Here is a 21,067-nt window from a genome sequence, read left to right as displayed (position 1 = left end):
CGCCAAATTCAAATTTTAACGATTCCCGTTTTTTACGCAAGCTACTGATAAAGAATTGATTGCAAAGAGACCTACCAATATTGAGATATGGTTTAGATGTAATGCAAAAGGCGTTCGCGAGGTTCGTGAACGCCTTTTTGTTGAAACGCTTACTTGTTTCAAAACGAATGGATCAATCCCACAACTTCTGAGGATAAATCCCCGCCTCATGCAGCGCGTTCAGCGAAGCTTGTACGGATGGCTTGTCCTCGGGATAGGTAACGCCAAACCAGTCGGAAGCAATGCGGAATACCCGGCAGTCGCCTTCGCCGCTTTTAATCATGTGCGTCATGACGGTCGGGATATAGAATTCTGCCTTCGGGGTGTTGATATTTTCGCGGGCGTATTTCTCGAAAAGGTCTTTGGTAATGGGGAACATCGAGGGCTTGAAGCCCCAGAAGTTCATCGACACGGGCGTTTCCGGCGCGAGTTCGGTACGGGTTTCACCCTCTTCGAAATAGATTACCCCGTTTTCTTCGAATATTTTGGTACGCTCCACGACGGAATCCAGGTTATGGTCGTCGCGCTCTACGCATACGCCGCGTGAGACGGTGCCGTTTTCGGACAATGTGCGTTTCAACTCGTAGCCGATCATCGCGTGCTGCTTATCGTTGGTGTCGCTTTCCAGGAATTTAGCCATGGTTTCAAATGCGTCGCGACCGTAAAAATCGTCGGCATTGATCACCGCGAATGGCGTGTCGGTTTGCTCCCAGGCGCAAAGTGTCGCGTGGCCTGTACCCCAGGGTTTGGTGCGTTCTACGGCGCCGAGGTCTTCGGGAACGTAGGATTGAATGCCCTGAATGGCGAAGTCGAAATCGATTTTACCTTTGAGTTTGGGGGTAAAAACGGCCTCGGCAGTGTCCTTGATCTCCTGGCGTACGATAAATACTACTTTTCCAAAACCTGCGCGAATGGCGTCGTATAAAGAATAATCGATGATGGTTTCTCCGTTGGGACCGAACTGGTCGAGCTGCTTGATACCTCCGTACCTGCTACCGATGCCGGCAGCTAAAATCAAAAGAGTTGGTTTCATTCAAATGGATTTAAACGTTCCTTAATGCGGTGTGTAAAAGACGGTTCAAAATAAACCCATTCAAAACGATAAAAAAAACGCGTTCCGGGATTCGGAGCGCGTTTTTTCAAAATAAAATATTTTAATAATTTAATTATACCGCGAAGCTTTCGCCGCATCCGCAGGTACGTGTAGCGTTAGGGTTGATGAACTGGAATCCCTTTCCGTTCAACCCGTCGGAGAAATCGAGGGTCGTTCCGGCGAGGTACAACAAGCTCTTTTTGTCAACGATAATCTTCACACCTTTGTCTTCGAAAACCATATCATTCGGCTTCGACTCGGAGTTGAACTCGAGATTATATGTCAAACCCGAACAACCGCCGCCAAGCACGCCTACACGAATCTGATAATCATCGTCAAAACCGTCAGCCTTGCGGAGTTCTACAATTTTGTTTTTGGCTGTATCGCTTACCGTAACCATTTTTCTAATGTTTTATTACCTGACCAAATTAACGTTTTAACAGAACCTGAAAGTTCATATTGGAGTCAAAAACACGCCAATGCAATTGTTGTTACATGCCCAGGGGCATTTCCTGAAAATTGCAAGACCCTGTTTGTTACCAATATTACATGCCTAACGGCATTTTCTCCGCACCTCATTCCGTTACGCGCTCATTCACACATTCCCCGTTCCACGCGGCTCGTTCACTATCGCCCCGGCAATCCGATCACTCATCGCCCCGGCGACCCGGTCACTCATTCCCCGTTCCACGGCGGATCATTCAATCATTCAATCATTGAAGCACAACCGCCCCGCCCTGGTTAATGCCCGAAACGTGTACCGCCGACTCGATACCAGCACTTGCAAATCGTTCCTGCATGGCTTTTCCGGCATTCTGAGCATTTTCGATACCCTGGCTGAGCGCGAACATAGACGGCCCTGCCCCCGAAATACTGCATCCCAGCGCGCCATTCGAGATAGCGGCTTGTTTCACTTCTTTGAATTCAGGGATCAGTATCGAACGGACAGGCTCGATGATCACATCCACCATCGAGCGGCTGATCAGATCGTAGTCCGCTTTCATGAGGCCTGCCACCAGACCGGCCACATTACCCATTTGCGCGATTGTATTTTTCAGAGAAACCTCGTTGCGCAAAATGAAACGGGCATCTTTGGTATTGATCTCGATGTCGGGATGCACGAGCGTGCAATACAGATCTTCAGGAACTGGTATCGTAAAGATATCCAATGGATTATAGCTCCGAATCACGACAAAACCGCCCAAAAGCGACGGCCCCACATTATCCGCATGCGCCGAACCCGAAGCAATGCGTTCTCCTTCCATCGCAAACGGAAGCAGTTCTTTACGGCTCAATGGATTGCCAAGCAGTTCGTTCATCGCCACCACACCGGCCACAGCACTCGCAGCGCTCGACCCCATTCCGCTGCCCAGAGGCATATTTTTCCGTAAAACCACCTCACAACCCAGGTCTTTGATACCCAGATGTTTAAGCAAAGCGAGCATTACCACCGTCACTGAATTCTTCTCTGCCTGCCGCGGAAGCCGCCCTTCATCGCCTGTAATGTCCGTGATGACAATCCCGGGCTCGTCCCGCTTGTACAACTCGACCGTATCCCCCGGCTCCTGAATAGCAAACCCGAAAATATCAAACCCACACGACACATTAGCGACTGTCGCCGGCGCAAAAGCTTTTACTGAATTCACTTTAAGTGGTTGTTTTCTTTTAAATATTGCAGTGCGGCGTTGACGAACATTTCCGAATCCGCAAGGCCTTTGGCCGCATCTTCTTCCCGCACCTCTTGATAATCATAATCACCGAACTGCCGTTGTTCAAAAATGCGTTTCAAAGCAACTCCGTGATCACGATTCATGATGCCCGACAGGATAAAGTCTTTGTGAAAGGCATTATGCGTCCCTGTATGAGACTTGCTAAGATTAGCTCCAATTGAAGTGAGCATTGCCTGGATGCTATGAAACATTGCATAATAAGAACGGTTCAAAGAAACATCATACATTTCACCAACATGACATTGTCTGGCATTCTTGAGACAGTCTAATGCTTTTTCAACGATACTTTCGATCGGTGCTTTTTCCATAATAAAATTCCATCTGTGTGTATATTATTTGATAGGAGCGAACAATTGCCCTCAAACTTCCCGGCCGACATCGGTACCGCAGATACCGACAAGCCGTATTTTATTGACATTTCAAATGTAAACGGGCTCATCAGCCCAATTTCATGATATCCATTGATCTCAATGCCTTCCAGTACCACCAAAAAATCAACATCCGACTCCTCGTGCTGCTCACCGCGTGCGTAGGAACCGAAGAGTATCACCCTATCGAGCCGGTCGCCATAAAGCGCACGGATTCCTTTCGCAAACTCTTCCGCCAGCCCTGCAATCGATTCCGGTACTTTTCTGCTGTTCATCGCTCGAAATGGTTCAGAATAACTACCGCAATTTAACTCCTTCTATCCCAAATAGCTACTGATACTCATGATATCCGCGAATACGCCCGATGCGGTCACTTCCGCGCCGGCGCCCGGGCCTTTGATCACCAGCGGGCGGTCCTTGTAACGTTCCGTGGTGAAGGAAACGATGTTATCGCTGCCGGACAGGGTATAAAACGGGTGCGATGCATCGACGGTTTTGAGCTCGATCGTGGCTTTGCCGTTTTCGAGGGTCGCGATGTAACGCAGTTTTTCACCGTTTGCTTCGGCGGCGGATTGCATATCTGCGAAGAATGCATTGGAAATTTCCAGCTCGCCGAAGAATGCATCCACGGTGGGAGCATTGAGACAGTTACCGGGCAGGATTTGTGAGATTTTCACTTCCTCCGGTTCCAATGCTACGCCAACTTCACGTGAAAGGATAAGGATTTTACGGCCTACATCGGCGCCGCTAAGGTCATCGCGCGGATCGGGCTCGGTGAAGCCTTTGGCCTTAGCCTCTTTTACGACGTCCACAAAACGGTTGTCGCCGCCGAAATTGTTGAATATATAGGACAGCGTTCCCGAGAGGATCGCTTCGATTTTCAAAAACTTGTCGCCGCTCGCCATCAAGCCCTGAATGGTATTGATAATAGGCAAACCTGCGCCGACGTTGGTTTCGTAGAGAAACTTCACGCCGCGTTGCAATGCGGTGCGCTGCAATGCGATGTATTCCGAATAGCTGCCTGAATTGGCTACTTTATTCGGCGTAACGACGCTGATACTCGCGTCGAGCAGCATATGATAGTACTGCACGATGTCCTTGTCGGAAGTACAATCTACAAAAACGCTGTTCGGCAGGTTGAGCTCGATCATGCGCTGCACGAATGCGGGCAGGCTGGTTTTCACGCCCTCGTCCATCACGCGGTCGCGCCAGTTTTCAGGCTTGATGCCGTCCGGGTCGAGGAGCATTTTTTTAGTGTTGGATAAACCGGCGATATTCAGGTTGAGCAGCTTTTCTTCGCGCAGGTATTTCGTCTGGTTGCGAATCTGCTCGATCAGCGTGCCGCCGATCAGCCCTACCCCGACGATAAACAGGTTCAGCGAGCGCGTTTCCGATTGGAAAAACACCCCATGAATCGCGTTCAATGCTTTGGAAAGGTCGCTTTTTGAAATAACCACTGAAATATTCAGCTCCGAAGAACCTTGTGCGGTGGCTACCACATTGATACCGTTTTTACCCAAAGCAGAGAACAACTTGCCCGAGATACCGGTATTTTTCTTCATTCCCTCCCCTACAATCGCGACGATCGAGAGGTTTTTTTCGACTGAAATGCCGTCGATATGCCCGAGGTTAATCTCGGTCGCAAACTCTTTTTCCAGCACATCAATCGCTTTCTGTGCATTCTTCGGATCAATGGAAAAACAGATCGAATGCTCCGACGATGCCTGCGAAATGAGGATTACACTAATGGCATTGTTGGAAAGCGCTGTAAACAAACGTCCGGAAATACCCGCAACGCCGATCATCCCGCTGCCCTGGATATTTACCAGCGCGATCTCGTCTATGGACGAAATTCCGGTGATCGCATATTCCTTACCGTTCGCGGATTTCTGCACGTAAGTGCCTTCGAAACTGGTGTTGAAAGTGTTAAGGACTTTCAGCGTGATGTTTTTGGCAAATGCAGGCTGCAAACTTGGCGGATAGATCACCTTCGCGCCGAAATGCGACAACTCCATCGCTTCCGCATAGGAAATGGACGGGATCGTGAATGCATTGGCAACCTTGCGCGGATCGGCGGTCATCATACCGTCGACGTCCGTCCAGATTTCGATCGAATCGGCTTCGAGCGCCGCGCCTACGATGGAGGCGGTATAGTCGGAACCGCCTCGACCGAGCGTTGTGGTCACGCCTTCCGCGGTGGATGCGATGAAGCCGGTAATGCATTGCAACGCCGTGCTTTTCGCGAAATGCTCTAATATTAAATGATTGGTAATTTCAAAATTGACATCGCCCATGCCGTAGGTGGCATTGGTGCGGATCACCTGGCGCGCATCGCAGAACTCCGCGGCGATGCCTTTGCTTTTGAGGATTTCGGTGATGACCATCGTCGAAAGGCGTTCGCCGAAGCTCATAATGAGGTCGAGCGTGCGCTCGGACAGTTCGCGAATCCATGAAACGCCCCGGAGAATGTCTTCCAGCTCATTGAAAAGGCCCCTCACAGCCGCAAATGTGCTGCTCTGGTTTTTCACGGGGATCAGGCCGCGCACTACCGCGAAATGCCTTTCCTCCACGCCTTTCAAAAATTCGACATATTCCGTATTGCCGGCGGCCGCCATTTTCCCGATTTCGATGAGCCTGTTCGTGACCCCGCCCATGGCGGAAAAAACGACCGCGATGCGTTCGCCTTTTGACAGATTTTCTTCGAGGATACTGATTACCGTTTTGATACTGTCGACCGATCCGACAGAGGTGCCGCCAAATTTAAGAACCTTCATTTAAAGCTATATTCGAAATATGCGAATGTGAACGGCAAGGGCCGCTCATTTTGAACAGACTGCAAATATAGCAATTCAAACGCCGCTTAAAACGAAATCCCCAATCCGGCACCGATATTTGCAACCCCTACAAACCGCTTTTCGTTGATGGGAATGCCTACTTCCGGGATATTGCCGACGCGCACCTTCACCGCTACATTCTCCAACTCGGCTTCGGTAGCGAGGAAATCGCCCGATAAATGGAAGTACAACGGGCCGGCGATCGGCAAACGCAAACTGGCCCCGGCACCCGCACCGAAACCGCTCGTGGAAGCAGGGCTCAAATGCACGAGTATCTGATTTTCACCGGATTGGAATGTGCCCGTCATATCAACAGTGGGCGAAGTAACCTGCACATAACCACCCTGAATGTGGCCTTCCAGCTGCACCCTGCCGAAATTAAGGAAGATAGCCGGTCCGGCCATGATCGCATTGAACTTCCAGCGGGATACGCGCGTGTCCCACGTATGCGAAGTGGTTTCGTTGATAATTCCTTTGAGTTCTTCCACCCGCAGGTCAGCGATATCTACGATGGGCTGAGGGCGCGTCGTGTTCTTGTTTATACTTCCTGAAAACTTCAATCCGAACCAACGCGCAATGCGGAAATCGTAGTTGATCTGGCCATAATATCCTGAGCCTGTCAGACCTGCAAACGGGTCGTTCAGCTTTTCCCTTGCCAGCTCTCCTACCGGCAAGCTGTATCCGGCTGTCACCGAAAAGAAAGATCGGTTATCGTTCTGTGCGTTGGCGCCCACTTGCGTAAATAGGAAAAGTGCAAAAAAGAGGATAGGGAAACGCTGGCTGATTTTCATGAATATGGCTGGTTTGTGAGAAGAACTAGTAGTTCAAACGAAATTTCCAGCTAAGGTAACATGAAACGTCCCCGATTTATTACATTTTCGCTTCACTACTTAGTTTGGGGAAATTTTATCAACACAATGTTATATAATTCTTAAAAAAACGGCTGAAACGACGCTGGTATGGAAATGGTAATGTTTGTTGCAAACTAAATCATTCAACCCATGAACAGGCAGGAAACAGATAAGGAAGCAAGAGCCACCAAGAACGTGAAGAACGTCTGGAAGTGGATCGTCGGCGTCGGTATCGTTCTTTCGCTGATCGCCTGGTTTGGCGGCTTCTTTAACCACGACAGAAATCTTTCGGGCCCGGCAGATAACCCGGCCGACCAGGGCACGACTGCGGTCGATAGCATCGCTTCCGATACGGCAGGTACTACATTGCGCGCCGACACGGTTTACCAACACGTCCGCGGCACCGAATAGGGATTATTTGATCAACGCATCATATAAAATCTCCACCGGATGCATCGCTTTGCGTCCGGTACCATCCTTGATCTGATGGCGACAACTCGTCCCGGCAGCCGCGATGATCACATCCTCGGGCTGCTGACGGACAGTTGGGAACAACACCAGTTCCCCGATCTGCATCGATACTTCGTAATGCTCTTCCTCATACCCGAACGACCCCGCCATTCCGCAACAACCCGATGGGATGAGCTGTACCTGATAGTTTTCAGGCAATTGCAATGCTTTTTTAGAGGCAGTTAAAGTCGAAAGCGCTTTCTGGTGACAATGCCCGTGCAGCTTGATAAGTTGATTTTTAGCAACAAATGCATTCTTCTGAATGCGCTTCGCATCGATTTCGCGGGCTATAAACTCTTCGAAAAGCAATGCATGCTCCGCGATTTTCTGCGCATTGCCCCTTTGTGCTTCCCCTACCAAATCCACATATTCATCCCGGAACGAAAGAATTGCTGATGGCTCAATACCCACTAGCGGCGCGTCGTAAGTGATTTTATCCTTTAATAAATCCACATTCCGTACCGCCAGTTTTTGTGCTTCTTTTACAAAGCCTTTGGATAAATAAGACCGCCCCGACTCCACATGCTCAGGGATAATAACTTCGTAACCCAGCTTTTCCAGCAGTAGGACGGCTTTTTTACCGACTTCCGCATCATTATAATTGGTAAACTCATCGCAGAACAAATACACTTTCCGCGCGTGTGCCGCGCTGGGCGCCTTCGTCCGCTGATGCCTCTCCCACCAGCTTTTCAACGTCTCGCTATCCAGCTTGGGCATGGAGCGTTCGGGATGGAAACCCACCATTTTGTTGGCAATTTTCCGCAATGCGGGCGTACCGAATATGCCGTTGAATGCCCAGGGAGCGATCGAGGCCAGTTTCATTTGATTGGAAAAATTAGCAATCAGCTTGCTGCGCATCGGTATGCCGTGCGTCTCATAATATTGCTGGGTGAATTCGGCTTTCATTTTACCAATATCCACGCTCGAAGGACATTCCGATTTGCAACCTTTGCAGGAAAGGCACAAATCGAGCACTTCTTTTACCATTTCCTGGCTGGTATTGGGAGCGGTTTCGGGCGTCAGGTATTGGCGGAGGATGTTCGCCCTTGCCCGCGTGGTGTCGCGCTCGCTGCGGGTAGCCATGTAGCTGGGGCACATCGTGCCGCCGGTCAATTCGGTTTTGCGGCAATCGCCTGATCCACTGCATTTTTCGGCCAGGCGGAGAATTCCTTCTTGTCTTGAAAAATCGAAGACTGTATTGATCTGTGGATTGGGCTTGTCCTGTCCATAGCGCAGAAATTCGTTCATCGGCGGGGTGTCCACGATCTTGTTCGCATTGAAAACACCATCAGGGTCCCAGATCCGCTTTACCTGCCGGAACATTTCATATACCTCCTCACCCATCATAAATGGAATGAACTCCCCACGCAAACGGCCGTCGCCGTGCTCGCCGGATAATGCGCCGTTGTATTTCTTTACCAGCACCGCCGTATCGGCCAGCACATCGCGGAATTGCTGCTTTCCTTCGCTGGTTTTGAGGTTAATCATCGGTTCCACGTGCAGCTCGCCCGCACCCGCGTGAGCATAGTACGAGGCACTCAGGCCGTGCTTTTTCAGCAAAACTTCCAATTCTTCAATATAAGCCGGCAAATCTTCCACGGCCACCGCACAATCTTCGATCAGGTTCACCGGCTGGGTGTCACCGGGCAAGTTGCGGATCAGCCCCAAACCGGCTTTGCGAATGTCCCAGGCTTTGTTGGCATCATCACCAAACAACAGCGGATAGGCATATCCCAGGTTTTCCGTTTTCAATTGCGTAATCAATGCAGCCGCTTTTTGCTCGACCTCCTCTTTGGCAATGCCCCAGAATTCCACCATCAGCATCGCCGCCGGGTCGCCTTGCATGAAAAATCGGTTTTGAGAATACACATTATGGTTTTGGGTAAAATCCATAATGTACTTGTCGACCAGCTCGGAAGCCTTCGGATCGTGCTGCATGGCTACGCGGTTGGCGTGCAATGCTTCCGCAAGTGAGCTCGTATGTACGCACACGACACCCACAGCCGCGGGCGGTGCATCTACCAATGCGATTTTGGCTTCAGTCACAAAGCATAATGTACCTTCCGAACCCGCGATAAGGTTACAGAGATTGATATTGCCTTTTTCAAAATTCCGCACCAATGCATCCAGCGCGTAACCAGAGTTACGGCGGGTGACGGTTGGTTTAGGAAACTGCTTTTTGATTAAATCCTGGTCAATGGGATTGGATATCAGGCCAAACATCCCAGCCAGAATGGATTGCAGACGCTGACCTTTGATCTGCTTTTCGCGGATTTCCTTTGTAAAATCGGCGATGGATTGTTCGCTGAAAACGGCTTCGGAACCGTCGGAAAGCAGCACTTTCACTTCCAGCAGATGGTCGCGCGTGGCGCCCCAGGTGATCGAATGCAGTCCGCAGGAATTATTACCGATCATCCCGCCGATCATCGCGCGGCTGGCCGTCGAAGTCTCGGGGCCGAAAAGCAGTCCGTAAGGTGCCAGGTGCTTGTTCAGATCGTCGCGGATGACGCCCGGCTGCACGCGTACCCATTTTTCAGATGCATTCACCTCGATGATCTTCCGGAAATGCTTTGAAATATCGACCACGATACCCTTCCCTACTACCTGCCCGGCCAGCGAGGTTCCCGCGGCACGTGGTATCAATGTCACCTGATTAGCCTTGGCGAACTCGATCAGTGCACGGATATCGTCCTCGGTTTTCGGCAGAGCCACCGCCACCGGCATTTCCTGGTAAACAGAGGCGTCCGTTGCGTAAACAGAGCGCTGGGCAGTGTGTAAAGTGGAATTATCAAAATACAACTCCCCCTCGAACCGGGCGCGGAGCGTGTTGAACTGGAATTGTGAAACGCGGGTCATGGAAATAATCGATAATCAAAGAGCGAATTTACGGCAGTCGGCCTATTAATGCTTTGAAAAACTGCATTAATGTATTCTCGGCCTACGCTGAATAAGCCGCCGGAACGGATACCGGCATGAGTTACGTATATTGGCACAATTTTTACACCTCCTGGTTTTGGTAAAAACAGTTTTCCCTTTCGAACCGATGAAACACATAAACTTTCTGATCCTCACACTATTTTGGGTTACATTCAGCTGCGTTGCTTACGCGCAAAACACAGCCAATATCACGCTCACCGCGGCCAAACAGGCTCCTGTGACCGTTACGCTGGTGCTCGAAGATGTACATTTTCACCCCAATCTGGGCACAGGCCTTGCCGACGCCAAGCTCGACGCCGTGGCCTCGGTGAACTTTGCAGAAAAAACCACCGAAAAAGCGGTGATCCAGCTCAATGAACCCAAAATGATGCGCCTGCAATATAGCGGCGGCGGTGTGAACAAAACGTGGATGCTTTTCCTGCAACCCGGCGACGACCTGACTGTCAACGTAGCCGAGAATGCGGATGTGACTTTCACCGGCAAGAATGCGGGTTACCAAACATTTTTGAAGAACTATTTTCTCGAAAACCAATACCAGTACCTGCCGGTATTCGGCTACAAACCCTCGCAAATCGACAATAAAAGCGTGGTGCAGCAAAGCGACAGCCTGAAAAAAGTACGGCTCGACGCCTTTGAAAAATTCAAAATGGGCAACCCGGTAGTGCCCGCATTCGAGGCTTATGTGCTCGCGACGACGGCTACCGAGCCCTCGCTCACGCGCCAGCTCATCCAGGAAAAGATCATGCGCCGCAACCGGGTGGCCAAACTCGATGCTACGCAGCGGAAGGAACTCGAAGATTTTACATTAACCGATTTCAAAATTCAGCCCGACGACGCATTACTCAGCCAGGCTTACCGCGACGAGCTCCGCAACTGGGCGCTAATCCCCTCCACCCGCAAATTCCCGCTGGAATCGGAAACGCGCTACGAGATCAGTCCCGATGCATTGAAGGATGTGTACGCATTCAGCAAGGAAAAATTGGCCAATTACCCCAAACAAAAAGAGTATCTAGCCACTTACTGGCTCAATTACGCTGCAACGGCCATCCCGGGCATCGAAACGGCCAAAACGCTGCTCGCGGATTACAAAGCGACATTTCCGCAGTCGCCTTACTCAGAATATATTTCGAAACTGATCCAAACCAAAGAGTCACTGCAACCCGGCGCGGCTATTCCGGACATTACATTGCTCAATACGGACAGTACGGCTGTAACGGTTTCATCATTGCAAGGCAAGCCGGTTTTGATGGTGTTCTCGTTCAGCATCGGCCAGCACGAGCCGGGATTGAAGGTTTTGGAAGATAAATATGCGGATAAAGTAACGTTCACCTACGTTTCCGTGGCTACGGGCATTCCGCTTTCGACTTGGAAACAGTATGTAAAAACGCGCCCGACTGCGAAGCATTTGTGGGCTTCGGATGAGAATATCGACGTTTTGAAAGAGAAATACGGTATCGATATCCGCTACCCGTTCCTGGTGATCGACGGGGCAGGCAAGATCGTGAACCGCTGGATTCCCCAGGAATTTCCCGCCAATAAAACGTTGGAAGCTGAATTACAGAAAGTTGCTAAATAATAGCGCAAAAATGGCGCGAAGCTCTGCTGCACAAGCTGGCGCGAAGCTCTGCTTCGTGCCTACTATTCGCAGGCCTCCGGCCGGTCAGAAACGCGACATCGCACAAGTCGGCCAGAGGCCTCCGAATAGCGTGTGCGAAGCAGAGCTTCGCACCATCAAAGCAGGAGCTTCGCATCATCATGCACTTCGCACCATTATCCTGTAATTTTAATGGTATGAATCGGCTCCTCATACCGGTACGAAATCCGCAGCTCACAGTTATCACAAATCTGCTTCACAATCGCCAGCCCGAGCCCCAGCGATTCAGCGCCCGTCGATTCTTTTTTAAATCGTTCAAACAACCGCTCCGGATCGCTTTTCAACGGGTTACCCGTGTTGCTTACCTGCACATAATCGATACCGGATTCCAGCCGGAGCTCGCCACCATTGTAGTTATGGCGGATTGCATTGTTAATCAGATTATTGAGCAGGATATCCGCCAGTGCCGGCGACATGATTTTCCGAAAACTGCCTGTCGAATGCAGGCTGAGCGTGATTTGCTTATGCTGCAAAATATCTTCAAAATCTTTCAGTTTATTCAATGCAAGCTCCGATAGATCGAGCTCTTCCTGTTCGGTAAACTGCTGGTTTTCAATTTTGGCTAACAATAAAAGCCCCTGATTAAGCCGCGACATCCTCCGTGCCGCATGGTAAATCTCCTCGATCCAATAGGTATGGTTTTCTCCTAAATCCTTCGACTGGATAAACTGCTCCACCCGTGCATTGATAAGCGCGAGCGGCGTCTGGATTTCATGAGAGGCGTTTTCAGTAAACTCGCGCAGGCTCCGGTAATCGTGCTGCATTTTGGAAGCCATTTTCTCCATTACATCGCCCAGCTCGTTGAACTCCGTGATCTCGCTGCGAACGGTTTCGAGCGGCTTATTTTTCGTCCAGTCAAAATCCTTGATCCTGGCAAGCGAATCGTAAAAAGGTTTCCAGAGCTTACCCGACAAAATCCGGTGAAAAAGAAAGGTACTCACCAGCAACAAACCCAAAAAAGCGATCATCGCCGCTGAAATGGCCTCGATCAGTTTGTAGGATTCGATCATCGACTTCCGTATCGCGACGCGGTAGGGCGAGCCGCCGATCAATGTGTAGAAAGTGAGCTGGCGAAATGGATCGGCTGTTTCGTCGTAGCGGTTGCTGATGAGCGTGTCCGTAAATACCGCCCGGTTATCGAATTTGCCGAAAACGGGCACCACTTCAATTTTATTCTCAACAAAATAAGAGTTGTTGGACCACGTGTCGTTGGCGCGGATATAGGTTTCAAAATCCTGCTTTTCGACCATCAGCCGGCTTTCCACCTCGTCGTAGATCATAAAATTGATGATCCAGTAAAAAGCAATCCCCACCCCCGCGTAAATCAGCAATGAGGCGAGCAGGTAAATGCGGCTGGCTTTTTCGAGCAGTTTCAAGGTGCTGTGAATTTGTAACCTATCCCGTAAATCGATTGAATGTAATCTTTTCCTCCTTTTTCCACGATTTTCCGGCGAAGGTTTTTGATATGCGAATACACCATATCCAGCGAATCCGCCGAATCCATGTTATCGCCCCAAAGATGCTCGGCAATGGACTCCTTCGTCAGCGCGACATCGATATTGGAAAGAAAATAGAGCAGCAAATCGTATTCTTTTTTGGACAAAGTGGTTTCATTGTCTTTAATAAAAACCTTTCGTGCAGGCAGGTTCACCCGGATATCCTTCCAGGTCATATCATTATTTCCTCCAAAATTCCTCCGTCGGATCAGCGACTTCACCCGCGCATTCAGTTCCGAGAGGTGGAATGGCTTGGTCATGTAATCGTCCGAGCCTATTTCCAGGCCTTTCAGCTTGTCTTCCAATGTGTTGCGCGCCGAAATGATGATAATACCCGTCGCGGCGGCGATCTTTTTCAATGTCTGGATAATGTCGAAACCGTTGCCGTCCGGCAACGTCAGGTCCACGATTGTGCAATCGTATTGATACAGGCTGATCTTCTCGTCGGCCTGCCAGAACGTGTTGGCCACCTCGCATACGAAACCCTCGCGGGAAAGGTAGTCGGTGATACTTTCTGCAAGCCCTTTTTCGTCCTCGACAACTAAAATTTTCATTCCTCTTTCAAAAGATACCTTACAAAAATACACCCTGAAGTTGGAAACATTTAGGAAGGATAATCGGGTAATAAACAGTCTATTGCAGACTTGCGTTTCCCAAATGTTTCCAGAATTGGGCTCTAATTTCGTCTAAAAAACGCTTTAACCCGAATTATGAAGCACTCCCAGTATCATTCGGTTTCCCGCTTTTTTCCACCGGGAAACGCGCATTCTCCGGAAAGATTCACGCACCGGATTTTCGACATTAAAAACCGCTGGCTTGCATTGCTTTTCGCAGTCCTCGCATGTATGCAAGCGAATGCGCAGCAAATCAAACTGCACGAAGCATTGGAACAAGGCAAAGGTAATTTTCCCTTCCTGAAAGCCAAGCAAGCAGAAATACGTGGTGCGGAAAGCCGCATTAAATCCGTCAAAACCGATTATTTGCCCGCATTCATCGTACAGGATCAATACACTTACGGCACGAGCAACAGCGTAGCCGGCGCATTCCTGCCCAACGAGGGTAGCGCCTTGTCGCCATCCGGTGGTATCCGTCCCGAAAACATTTATACCGCCACATTCGGCAGTTTCACCACGGCGATGGTCGATTGGAAGGTTTTCAATTTTGGTAAATTAAATGCCAATGTAAATGCCGCCAAAGCCGACCTCGCCCGCACCCAGGCCGACTATGAGAACGAGCTTTTTCAGCACCAGGTCAAAATCGTCGACGCCTATTTATTATTGTTAATTAATCAAAAACTCGTCGACGCACAGCGGCAGAACCTGGAACGCGCTACTGTTTTCAAACGCGTTACCGATGCCGCCGTAACCTCCGGAATGCGGCCGGGCGTCGACAGCTCGCTGGCTGCGGCGGAATATGCCAAAGCACAATTGCTGTTACTTGAAAGTCAACGGTCAGAAAAAGCACAGCGGCTCCGGTTTTCGGAGCTTACTGGCGAATTGCACGACAGCATTCAGGTGGATACGATGAGTTTCTACTCTCAACTTCCCGCTGTGCCGGGCGAAACCGGGTCATTTCTTAAAAACACGGCATTAAGGTTTTCACAAACACAGATCGACGCTTCTGTGGCGCGCAGCCTGGCCGTAAAGCGTTCCTATTTGCCTTCGGTGTCGCTGGTAGGTGCTGGCTGGGGACGCGGTTCGGGGATTTTGAACAAAGACGACTCCTTCCGCACCGATTTCGGTAGCGGGGTTAAATACCAGGTTTATAACTACTTGGTAGGCGTGTCCACACGCTGGAACCTGACCAACATTTTTAAGGTAAGAAACGACTATCACGCCGAGCAATTCCAGGTGGAGCGTTTCAAGTCACTATACCAAACCCAGCAGCTGCAACTCGACCGCCAGTCGCGCGAATCGGAAATACAGTTCCAGCTCTCGCTCGCGCAGGCACGCCTCACGCCCGTGCAGCTGGCGGCCGCACGCACGGCATTCAACCAGGCCGAAGCGCGTTATCAGAGCGGTTTGACCGACCTTTTTACATTAGCCCAAAGTGTGAATGCACTCAACCGCGCCGAGATCGACAAGTTCGTCACCAACGGCAATGCATGGCGCTCGCTGCTCCTGAAAGCCGCCGCCGCCGGCGACCTCGACATTTTCCTGAGCCAGATAAACCAATAATATTATGTATCAACTCATCAGAACTGCCCTCCGACAGCCTATTTCCATTGTGGTGGTCGTGATCGGCATCTTATTCTTCTCGGTTTTGTCGATCCGGAGCATTCCCGTCGACATTTTCCCAAATCTTGATTTACCGACCATTTACGTGGTGCAGCCATACGGCGGTATGGCACCCGACCAGATGGACGGTTTCATCGCCACCCGCTACCAGGACCACTTCCTGTACGTGTCGGGTATCCGCGATGTGGATGTGAAAACAATCCAGGGTTTGTCGTTGATCAAACTCTCGTTCTATCCCGGTACCGATATGGCGCAGGCTGCTGCCGAGGTTGCCAACAACGTCTCCCGCGCGAAGGCGTATATGCCCGAGGGTACCGTGCCTCCGCAGGTAGTCCGCTTCGATGCCAGTTCGGTGCCGATCGGCCAGATGGTGTTCGAAAGCGCGTCGCGGTCGCTGAACGAAATCCAGGACTTCGCCTCGTCGCGCGTTCGGCCAATGTTCAGCCGTATCGAAGGCGTTTCCAGCCCGCCGCCATTTGGTGGTAACCAGCGCACGATCGTCGTCCGCGTCGACCCGGAGCGCATCAGAAGTTACCATTTGACGCCGGAAGAAGTCATTAAATCCATTATTGCCAACAACCAGCCTTCCCCGGCGGGTAACATTCGCATGGGCGACAAGACATTGATGACGCCCGTCAACTCGCTCATTAAGAAACCCGAAGACTTTTTGAATATCCCGATCCGCGTCGGTGCAGGCCCTACCGTGTTCATCCGCGATGTGGGGGTGGTGGAAGATGGCGCCGACGTAACCGTGAGTTATGCGCTGATCAATGGCCGCCGCGCGGTGTATATTCCTGTGGTTAAAAAATCCGATGCTTCCACGCTCGACGTGGTGAACAATATCCGCGCCGCATTGCCGCAACTACGCAATGCAGTACCGGAAGATGTGAAGATTTCCTATGAGTTCGACCAGTCGGTATATGTGACCAACTCGCTGAAAAGCCTTATCACAGAGGGGATTCTCGGTGCATTGCTTACCGGTTTGATGGTGTTGCTCTTCCTGAGAGACTGGCGGAGTGTGATTATCGTAATCGTGACTATTCCTATTTCCATTCTGTCAGCGGTGATATTGATGAATTTGTTTGGACAAACCATCAATATCATGACATTGAGCGGGCTCGCACTGGCTATCGGCGTACTCGTCGATCAGGCGACGGTGACCATTGAAAACATTCACCAGCACCAGGAAATGGGCAAACCGAAGGAGCAGGCCATTTGGGACGCATGTAAAGAAATTGCATTCCCCGAGTTCCTCATTCTGCTCGCGATTTTGGCCGTGTTCGCGCCGTCGTTTGTCATGAGTGGTATTCCAAGATCAATGTTTCTGCCACTTTCGCTGGCTGTCGGTTTTGCGATGATCGCTTCGTTTTTGCTTTCGCAGACATTGGTGCCCGTCCTTGCGAACTGGCTTTTGAAAGACCATCCGCACCACGAGGCGCCCACATTGGCATTGGATAGCCAGGAAATCCACGACGTAATAGAGGAAGGCGCGCACCCGTCGCTCCCGCCAACCGGTTTTGAAAAATTCAAACTGAAATACCTGAATGTACTCGGCGGCATTATGGGCAAGCGGCTGATTGTGCCGGTATACCTCGTCGGCAGCATTGCATTGATCGTCGGCGGGTTCTTCCTCATCGGTACCGACATTCTTCCGAAAGCAAACAGTCACCAGTTCCAGATGCGCATGCGGGTACCCGACGGTACGCGTGTGGAGCGCACGGAAGAGGCTACATTAAAGGTTTTGAACCTGATTAAATCGGAAGTAGGGAAAGAACACGTCGAAATATCCTCGGCTTATGTGGGTACTGTGCCTTCCAGCTATGGTACTTCCAATATTTTCGTGTTCAACAGCGGCCCGCACGAGGCGGTTTTGCAGGTTTCGCTGAAAGAGGAGTTTCCTGTGAGAATGGATGCATTGAAAGAAAAGCTGCGTGCAAGAATCGCGAAGGAGATCCCGAATCTGGCCATTTCATTTGAACCCATTGAACTGGTGGATAAAATCATGAGCCAGGGTGCTTCCACACCGATTGAGGTAAGCGTGGCTGCCAAAGACGTGGAAGAAGCCGGAAGATTTGCCCGCAAAATCCAGAAAGAAATGCAGCATATCGCATTCCTCCGCGATGTGCAGATCGCCCAGCCGTTGCAATACCCGATCCTGGACGTAAAAATCGACCGCGAGCGGGCAGGACAACTGGGCATTACCTCCACGCAAGTGGCGCGCTCGATGGTAGCGGCTACGTCATCGAGCCGTTTTACCGATAAAAATCTCTGGCTCGACGATGCGAAAGGCCTTGCCTACCAGGTTCAGGTTCAGATTCCGGAATACCAGATGACCTCCGTCGAAGACATCGGTACCATTCCGCTGAAAACCGGTGTAAGTAACCCATTGCTCGCCGACGTGGCCACATTCTCTGAAAAAACAGCGCCCGGCGAATACGACCGTGCTGGCCCCAACCGCCTGGTGACCGTCACGGCCAACATTCACAAAAAAGACCTCGGCGCCGCTACTACCGCAGTTCAGAAAGCGATTAAGAATGCAGGTGAGCCGCCGCGCGGGGTTATTGTGGAACTGAAAGGACAAACCGAACTGCTTACCGAAACACTGAGCAGCTTGCAAACCGGTCTGCTGATCGCCGTTGTGATAATGTTCCTTTTGCTGGCGGCTACGTATCAGTCGTTCAAGCTGTCACTCGTGGTACTTTCGACCATTCCAGCCGTAGTTGTTGGCTCGATTGGCCTGCTGCTGCTGACCGGCGCTACGCTGAACCTGCAATCCTATATGGGGCTGATCATGTCCGTCGGGGTATCGGTAGCGAATGCGATTTTGATGGTAACCAATGCCGAAAACCTTCGCCTGCAATTACAGGACGCGCATAAAGCCGTAACACTCGCAGCCGGCAGCCGTATCCGCCCGATCCTTATGACGAGTATAGCGATGATCGCCGGTATGATTCCGATGGCATCCGGTCTTGGCGAAGGCGGCGACCAGATCGCGCCACTTGGCCAGGCTGTAATCGGTGGGCTGATTGCCTCTACACTGGCTTCCCTGCTCATTCTGCCTGCTGTGTTCACATTGGTGCAGCGTAAAGCGTCCGTCAACTCGGTATCGCTCGATCCCGAAGATCCCGAAAGCAATTTCTTCCGTAAAAAACTCCAAACATCCGTTTCCATGAATACCCTGAAATCCATTCTGATACTGATCACCGTCGCGGCCGGTATGAGTGCATGCAGCAGCACCGCCGAAACAAGCGAAAGTCACGAAGCCAAAACCGGCGCGGAAACTGCCGCCAAAGAACCAGCCGCCGTCGAACTCGCTTACGTCAAAAGCATGAAACCGGCGAAGCAGATCGCATTACCGGGTGAATTAAAGCCGTGGAACAAGGTCAGCATTCATCCGAAGGTGAAAGGGTTTGTCAAAACCGTGAATGTCGACCGGGGTAGCGTGGTCAGGAAAGGTCAGGTATTGTCAGTGTTGGAGGCGCCGGAAGTAATGTCCGAGTTAACCCAGGCTAAGGCCCAGTTGATTGCGGCAGAGGCAGCATTGCAGCAGACCACCACTCGCTACCAGGCCAGCGCATTGACTTACAGTCGTTTACAAAAAACCAACCGTACCGAGGGAGCCGTATCGCTCAACGAACTCGATCTTGCCCGGGCCCGAGCCGCTGCCGACAGCTCCGCGATGGCCGTCGCTCAAGGCAATGTACAAGCCGCAAAATCTTTCATGGAAACCAAAACCGAGCTTTCGCGCTACCTCACTGTAACCGCGCCTTTCGACGGCATTATTACGGAGAGAAATATCAGCCCCGGCGCATTAGTAGGCCCTGGTGAAGGCGGAGCAAAGCCTTTATTTATTTTGGAAGACAATACTAAACTCCGTCTGACGCTCGCTATTCCCGAAAACATGTCGAGCGCCATCCCGAATAAGGGCGAAGTGAGTTTCACTGTTTCGGCAAGCCCTGAAAAAGTGTACAAAGCCGTGTACGCCCGCAGCTCCCGTACATTAGCCGAAGAAAACCGCTCGATGATGACTGAATTCGACGTCAACAACCGATCGAACGAGCTGAAAGCAGGCATGTACGCCCAGGTACAGCTCAACACGGAGCGCACCGGCAATACCCTATTCGTTCCCACCACCGCCGTCGTCAATTCCAGCGAGCAGGTGTTCGTCATCCGTGACAAAGGCAAAAAAGCGGAATGGGTACCCGTCAAGCGCGGCGTAGTCGTCGATACGCTGGTGGAAGTTTTCGGTGATTTGCATGACGGTGACGCGATTGTGAAGAAGGCATCGGAGGAGTACCGGAATGGAGAGGATTTGTAGTAGAAAACCGTAACATCAACCGGTTGTTCATTGAAGAGGGAAAGTTGCTGCTACAACAACTTTCCCTCTTTATTTTTGTTTAAATCAATGCACACTATTTTATGAATGTGATCAGTTTCAGAAAATTGAAAGAATTTTACGAAATTCATCCTGACGCGAAAGCTTACCTGACATCGTGGTTCAAAACAGTCAGGAAAGTCCAGTGGACTGATTTTCACGATGTGAAAGCGGATTTCAGAAGCGCCGATATCATCGCCGATCAAAGGATTATTTTTAATATTAAAGGCAACCACTACCGAATGGTGACGCGAATCAGTTTTGAACACAAAAGGATCATGATCAAGTGGTTGGGCACTCATGCTGAATACGACCGCATTGACGCAAAAACGATATAGCAATGGTAGATGTAAAATTGATCGAAACCGAAGAGGAATATAACGAAGCATTGAAACGCATCGATGCCTTATTTGACGCGCCCGCAGGTAGCCCAGAGGCAAGGGAGGCGGACGTTCTCGCATTATTGATCAACCAGTACGAGGAAGAACATTACCCGATCGATGAACCTGATCCCGATGAATACAGCAAGATTCGAATGGAAGAAACGGGGATGAATGAAGATTGAAACACAACAAAAAATGCCGGGCTCTCGTCCAGTCATGGTCGGAAGATTTTTCTTCCGACTTTTTTTGTTTCATAGGGGCTGTTTTTTATTGGTTAATCAGTTGATTTTTAGTTATTTATTGTTGGTTTTACGAGGCAAATTGATTATCTTTAGTAATTGATAGTCAGCAAGATATGCCCGTTTTTAAAGATCACAAGGTTAACATCAATCATCTTTTAGGTTTCATTCCCGAAGCCCTTATCGCCCATCTTTCGGCAACTACCAGGGTTGATCATTACACCAAAGTCCTGCATGGTAAAAAGATGTTTTACCTGTTAATGTATGGCATTTTAGAGAATGACAGACTTAGCCAACGAACGCTCGAAGACAGTTTCAATG

General features: G+C 50.4%; 17 protein-coding genes and 1 pseudogene. 8 read left to right on the top strand and 10 right to left on the bottom strand.

Translation table 11 applies throughout. From position 1 onward, the window contains the following. Positions 1-172: 172 nt before the first annotated feature. From BLQ88_RS35340 to BLQ88_RS35310, 7 genes are all read right to left on the bottom strand, one after another. Positions 173-1,072, bottom strand: a complete 900-nt coding sequence (locus tag BLQ88_RS35340) for a nucleotidyltransferase family protein (protein WP_090157736.1) — start codon at positions 1,070-1,072, stop codon at positions 173-175. Positions 1,073-1,205: 133 nt separating this feature from the next. After that, positions 1,206-1,532, bottom strand: coding sequence for a HesB/IscA family protein (locus BLQ88_RS35335; protein WP_090157735.1), 327 nt, complete (start codon positions 1,530-1,532; stop codon positions 1,206-1,208). 313 nt (positions 1,533-1,845) lie between these two features. Beyond that, positions 1,846-2,778: a homoserine kinase gene (locus tag BLQ88_RS35330; RefSeq protein ID WP_090157734.1), complete on the bottom strand. Its 933-nt coding sequence runs from the start codon at positions 2,776-2,778 to the stop codon at positions 1,846-1,848. After that, complete coding sequence (locus BLQ88_RS35325) at positions 2,775-3,170, bottom strand: HEPN domain-containing protein (RefSeq protein WP_090157733.1); 396 nt, start codon at positions 3,168-3,170, stop codon at positions 2,775-2,777. Before BLQ88_RS35325 ends, BLQ88_RS35330 begins: the two co-directional genes overlap by 4 nt. Then, the gene (locus tag BLQ88_RS35320; protein ID WP_090157747.1) at positions 3,128-3,505 is read right to left on the bottom strand and encodes a nucleotidyltransferase family protein; all 378 of its coding nucleotides are present in this window, start codon (positions 3,503-3,505) and stop codon (positions 3,128-3,130) included. Before BLQ88_RS35320 ends, BLQ88_RS35325 begins: the two co-directional genes overlap by 43 nt. Positions 3,506-3,547: 42 nt before the next feature. Beyond that, complete coding sequence (gene thrA, locus BLQ88_RS35315; protein WP_090157732.1) at positions 3,548-6,004, bottom strand: bifunctional aspartate kinase/homoserine dehydrogenase I; 2,457 nt, start codon at positions 6,002-6,004, stop codon at positions 3,548-3,550. A gap of 86 nt (positions 6,005-6,090) precedes the next feature. Then, the gene (locus BLQ88_RS35310; RefSeq protein WP_090157731.1) at positions 6,091-6,855 is read right to left on the bottom strand and encodes a hypothetical protein; all 765 of its coding nucleotides are present in this window, start codon (positions 6,853-6,855) and stop codon (positions 6,091-6,093) included. Positions 6,856-7,065: 210 nt separating this feature from the next. Here BLQ88_RS35310 and BLQ88_RS35305 point away from each other — a divergent pair, with 210 nt between their 5' ends. Further along, positions 7,066-7,326 carry a hypothetical protein gene (locus BLQ88_RS35305; RefSeq protein ID WP_090157730.1) on the top strand — a complete coding sequence of 87 codons (261 nt, stop codon included), beginning with the start codon at positions 7,066-7,068 and terminating at the stop codon, positions 7,324-7,326. 3 nt (positions 7,327-7,329) lie between these two features. On the opposite strand, the gene BLQ88_RS35300 is transcribed toward BLQ88_RS35305, so the two are convergent. Next, complete coding sequence (locus tag BLQ88_RS35300) at positions 7,330-10,281, bottom strand: FAD-binding and (Fe-S)-binding domain-containing protein (protein ID WP_090157729.1); 2,952 nt, start codon at positions 10,279-10,281, stop codon at positions 7,330-7,332. 187 nt (positions 10,282-10,468) lie between these two features. On the opposite strand from BLQ88_RS35300, the gene BLQ88_RS35295 reads away from it, so the two are divergent. Together BLQ88_RS35295 and BLQ88_RS36605 are read left to right on the top strand one after the other, a co-directional pair. After that, a complete protein-coding gene (locus tag BLQ88_RS35295; RefSeq protein ID WP_090157746.1) occupies positions 10,469-11,938 on the top strand; it encodes a TlpA family protein disulfide reductase in 1,470 nt (489 codons plus the stop codon). 10 nt (positions 11,939-11,948) lie between these two features. Next, positions 11,949-12,143 carry a hypothetical protein gene (locus BLQ88_RS36605; RefSeq protein ID WP_143017010.1) on the top strand — a complete coding sequence of 65 codons (195 nt, stop codon included), beginning with the start codon at positions 11,949-11,951 and terminating at the stop codon, positions 12,141-12,143. On the opposite strand, the gene BLQ88_RS35290 is transcribed toward BLQ88_RS36605, so the two are convergent. Next, on the bottom strand, positions 12,133-13,392 hold the full coding sequence (locus BLQ88_RS35290) for a sensor histidine kinase (protein WP_090157728.1): 1,260 nt from the start codon (positions 13,390-13,392) through the stop codon (positions 12,133-12,135). The genes BLQ88_RS36605 and BLQ88_RS35290 overlap by 11 nt on opposite strands. Next, positions 13,389-14,066, bottom strand: a complete 678-nt coding sequence (locus BLQ88_RS35285) for a response regulator transcription factor (RefSeq protein ID WP_090157727.1) — start codon at positions 14,064-14,066, stop codon at positions 13,389-13,391. The genes BLQ88_RS35290 and BLQ88_RS35285 overlap by 4 nt, the downstream gene beginning before the upstream one ends. Before the next feature lie 156 nt (positions 14,067-14,222). Here BLQ88_RS35285 and BLQ88_RS35280 point away from each other — a divergent pair, with 156 nt between their 5' ends. The 5 genes and pseudogenes from BLQ88_RS35280 to BLQ88_RS37080 all read left to right on the top strand — a co-directional run. Continuing rightward, positions 14,223-15,689: a TolC family protein gene (locus BLQ88_RS35280; RefSeq protein ID WP_090157726.1), complete on the top strand. Its 1,467-nt coding sequence runs from the start codon at positions 14,223-14,225 to the stop codon at positions 15,687-15,689. Positions 15,690-15,693: 4 nt separating this feature from the next. Further along, a complete protein-coding gene (locus tag BLQ88_RS35275) occupies positions 15,694-20,067 on the top strand; it encodes an efflux RND transporter permease subunit (protein WP_090157725.1) in 4,374 nt (1,457 codons plus the stop codon). A gap of 101 nt (positions 20,068-20,168) precedes the next feature. After that, positions 20,169-20,462 carry a type II toxin-antitoxin system HigB family toxin gene (locus tag BLQ88_RS35270; RefSeq protein WP_090157724.1) on the top strand — a complete coding sequence of 98 codons (294 nt, stop codon included), beginning with the start codon at positions 20,169-20,171 and terminating at the stop codon, positions 20,460-20,462. A gap of 2 nt (positions 20,463-20,464) precedes the next feature. Then, complete coding sequence (locus BLQ88_RS35265) at positions 20,465-20,689, top strand: helix-turn-helix domain-containing protein (protein ID WP_090157723.1); 225 nt, start codon at positions 20,465-20,467, stop codon at positions 20,687-20,689. Between the two features lie 173 nt (positions 20,690-20,862). Continuing rightward, a pseudogene (locus BLQ88_RS37080) lies at positions 20,863-21,067 on the top strand (IS4 family transposase); the annotation flags it as partial.

Source organism: Dyadobacter soli, assembly GCF_900101885.1.
In the GTDB taxonomy this organism is placed as follows: domain Bacteria; phylum Bacteroidota; class Bacteroidia; order Cytophagales; family Spirosomataceae; genus Dyadobacter; species Dyadobacter soli.
This window is presented reverse-complemented; position numbering and strand designations above follow the sequence as displayed.

Coding starts and splice junctions, on each gene's coding strand:
- BLQ88_RS35340 (WP_090157736.1), bottom strand. CDS start 1,072: ATGAAACCAACTCTTTTGATTTTAGCTGCCGGCATCGGTAGCAGGTAC.
- BLQ88_RS35335 (WP_090157735.1), bottom strand. CDS start 1,532: ATGGTTACGGTAAGCGATACAGCCAAAAACAAAATTGTAGAACTCCGC.
- BLQ88_RS35325 (WP_090157733.1), bottom strand. CDS start 3,170: ATGGAAAAAGCACCGATCGAAAGTATCGTTGAAAAAGCATTAGACTGT.
- BLQ88_RS35320 (WP_090157747.1), bottom strand. CDS start 3,505: ATGAACAGCAGAAAAGTACCGGAATCGATTGCAGGGCTGGCGGAAGAG.
- thrA (WP_090157732.1), bottom strand. CDS start 6,004: ATGAAGGTTCTTAAATTTGGCGGCACCTCTGTCGGATCGGTCGACAGT.
- BLQ88_RS35310 (WP_090157731.1), bottom strand. CDS start 6,855: ATGAAAATCAGCCAGCGTTTCCCTATCCTCTTTTTTGCACTTTTCCTA.
- BLQ88_RS35305 (WP_090157730.1), top strand. CDS start 7,066: ATGAACAGGCAGGAAACAGATAAGGAAGCAAGAGCCACCAAGAACGTG.
- BLQ88_RS35300 (WP_090157729.1), bottom strand. CDS start 10,281: ATGACCCGCGTTTCACAATTCCAGTTCAACACGCTCCGCGCCCGGTTC.
- BLQ88_RS35295 (WP_090157746.1), top strand. CDS start 10,469: ATGAAACACATAAACTTTCTGATCCTCACACTATTTTGGGTTACATTC.
- BLQ88_RS36605 (WP_143017010.1), top strand. CDS start 11,949: ATGGCGCGAAGCTCTGCTGCACAAGCTGGCGCGAAGCTCTGCTTCGTG.
- BLQ88_RS35285 (WP_090157727.1), bottom strand. CDS start 14,066: ATGAAAATTTTAGTTGTCGAGGACGAAAAAGGGCTTGCAGAAAGTATC.
- BLQ88_RS35280 (WP_090157726.1), top strand. CDS start 14,223: ATGAAGCACTCCCAGTATCATTCGGTTTCCCGCTTTTTTCCACCGGGA.
- BLQ88_RS35275 (WP_090157725.1), top strand. CDS start 15,694: ATGTATCAACTCATCAGAACTGCCCTCCGACAGCCTATTTCCATTGTG.
- BLQ88_RS35270 (WP_090157724.1), top strand. CDS start 20,169: ATGAATGTGATCAGTTTCAGAAAATTGAAAGAATTTTACGAAATTCAT.
- BLQ88_RS35265 (WP_090157723.1), top strand. CDS start 20,465: ATGGTAGATGTAAAATTGATCGAAACCGAAGAGGAATATAACGAAGCA.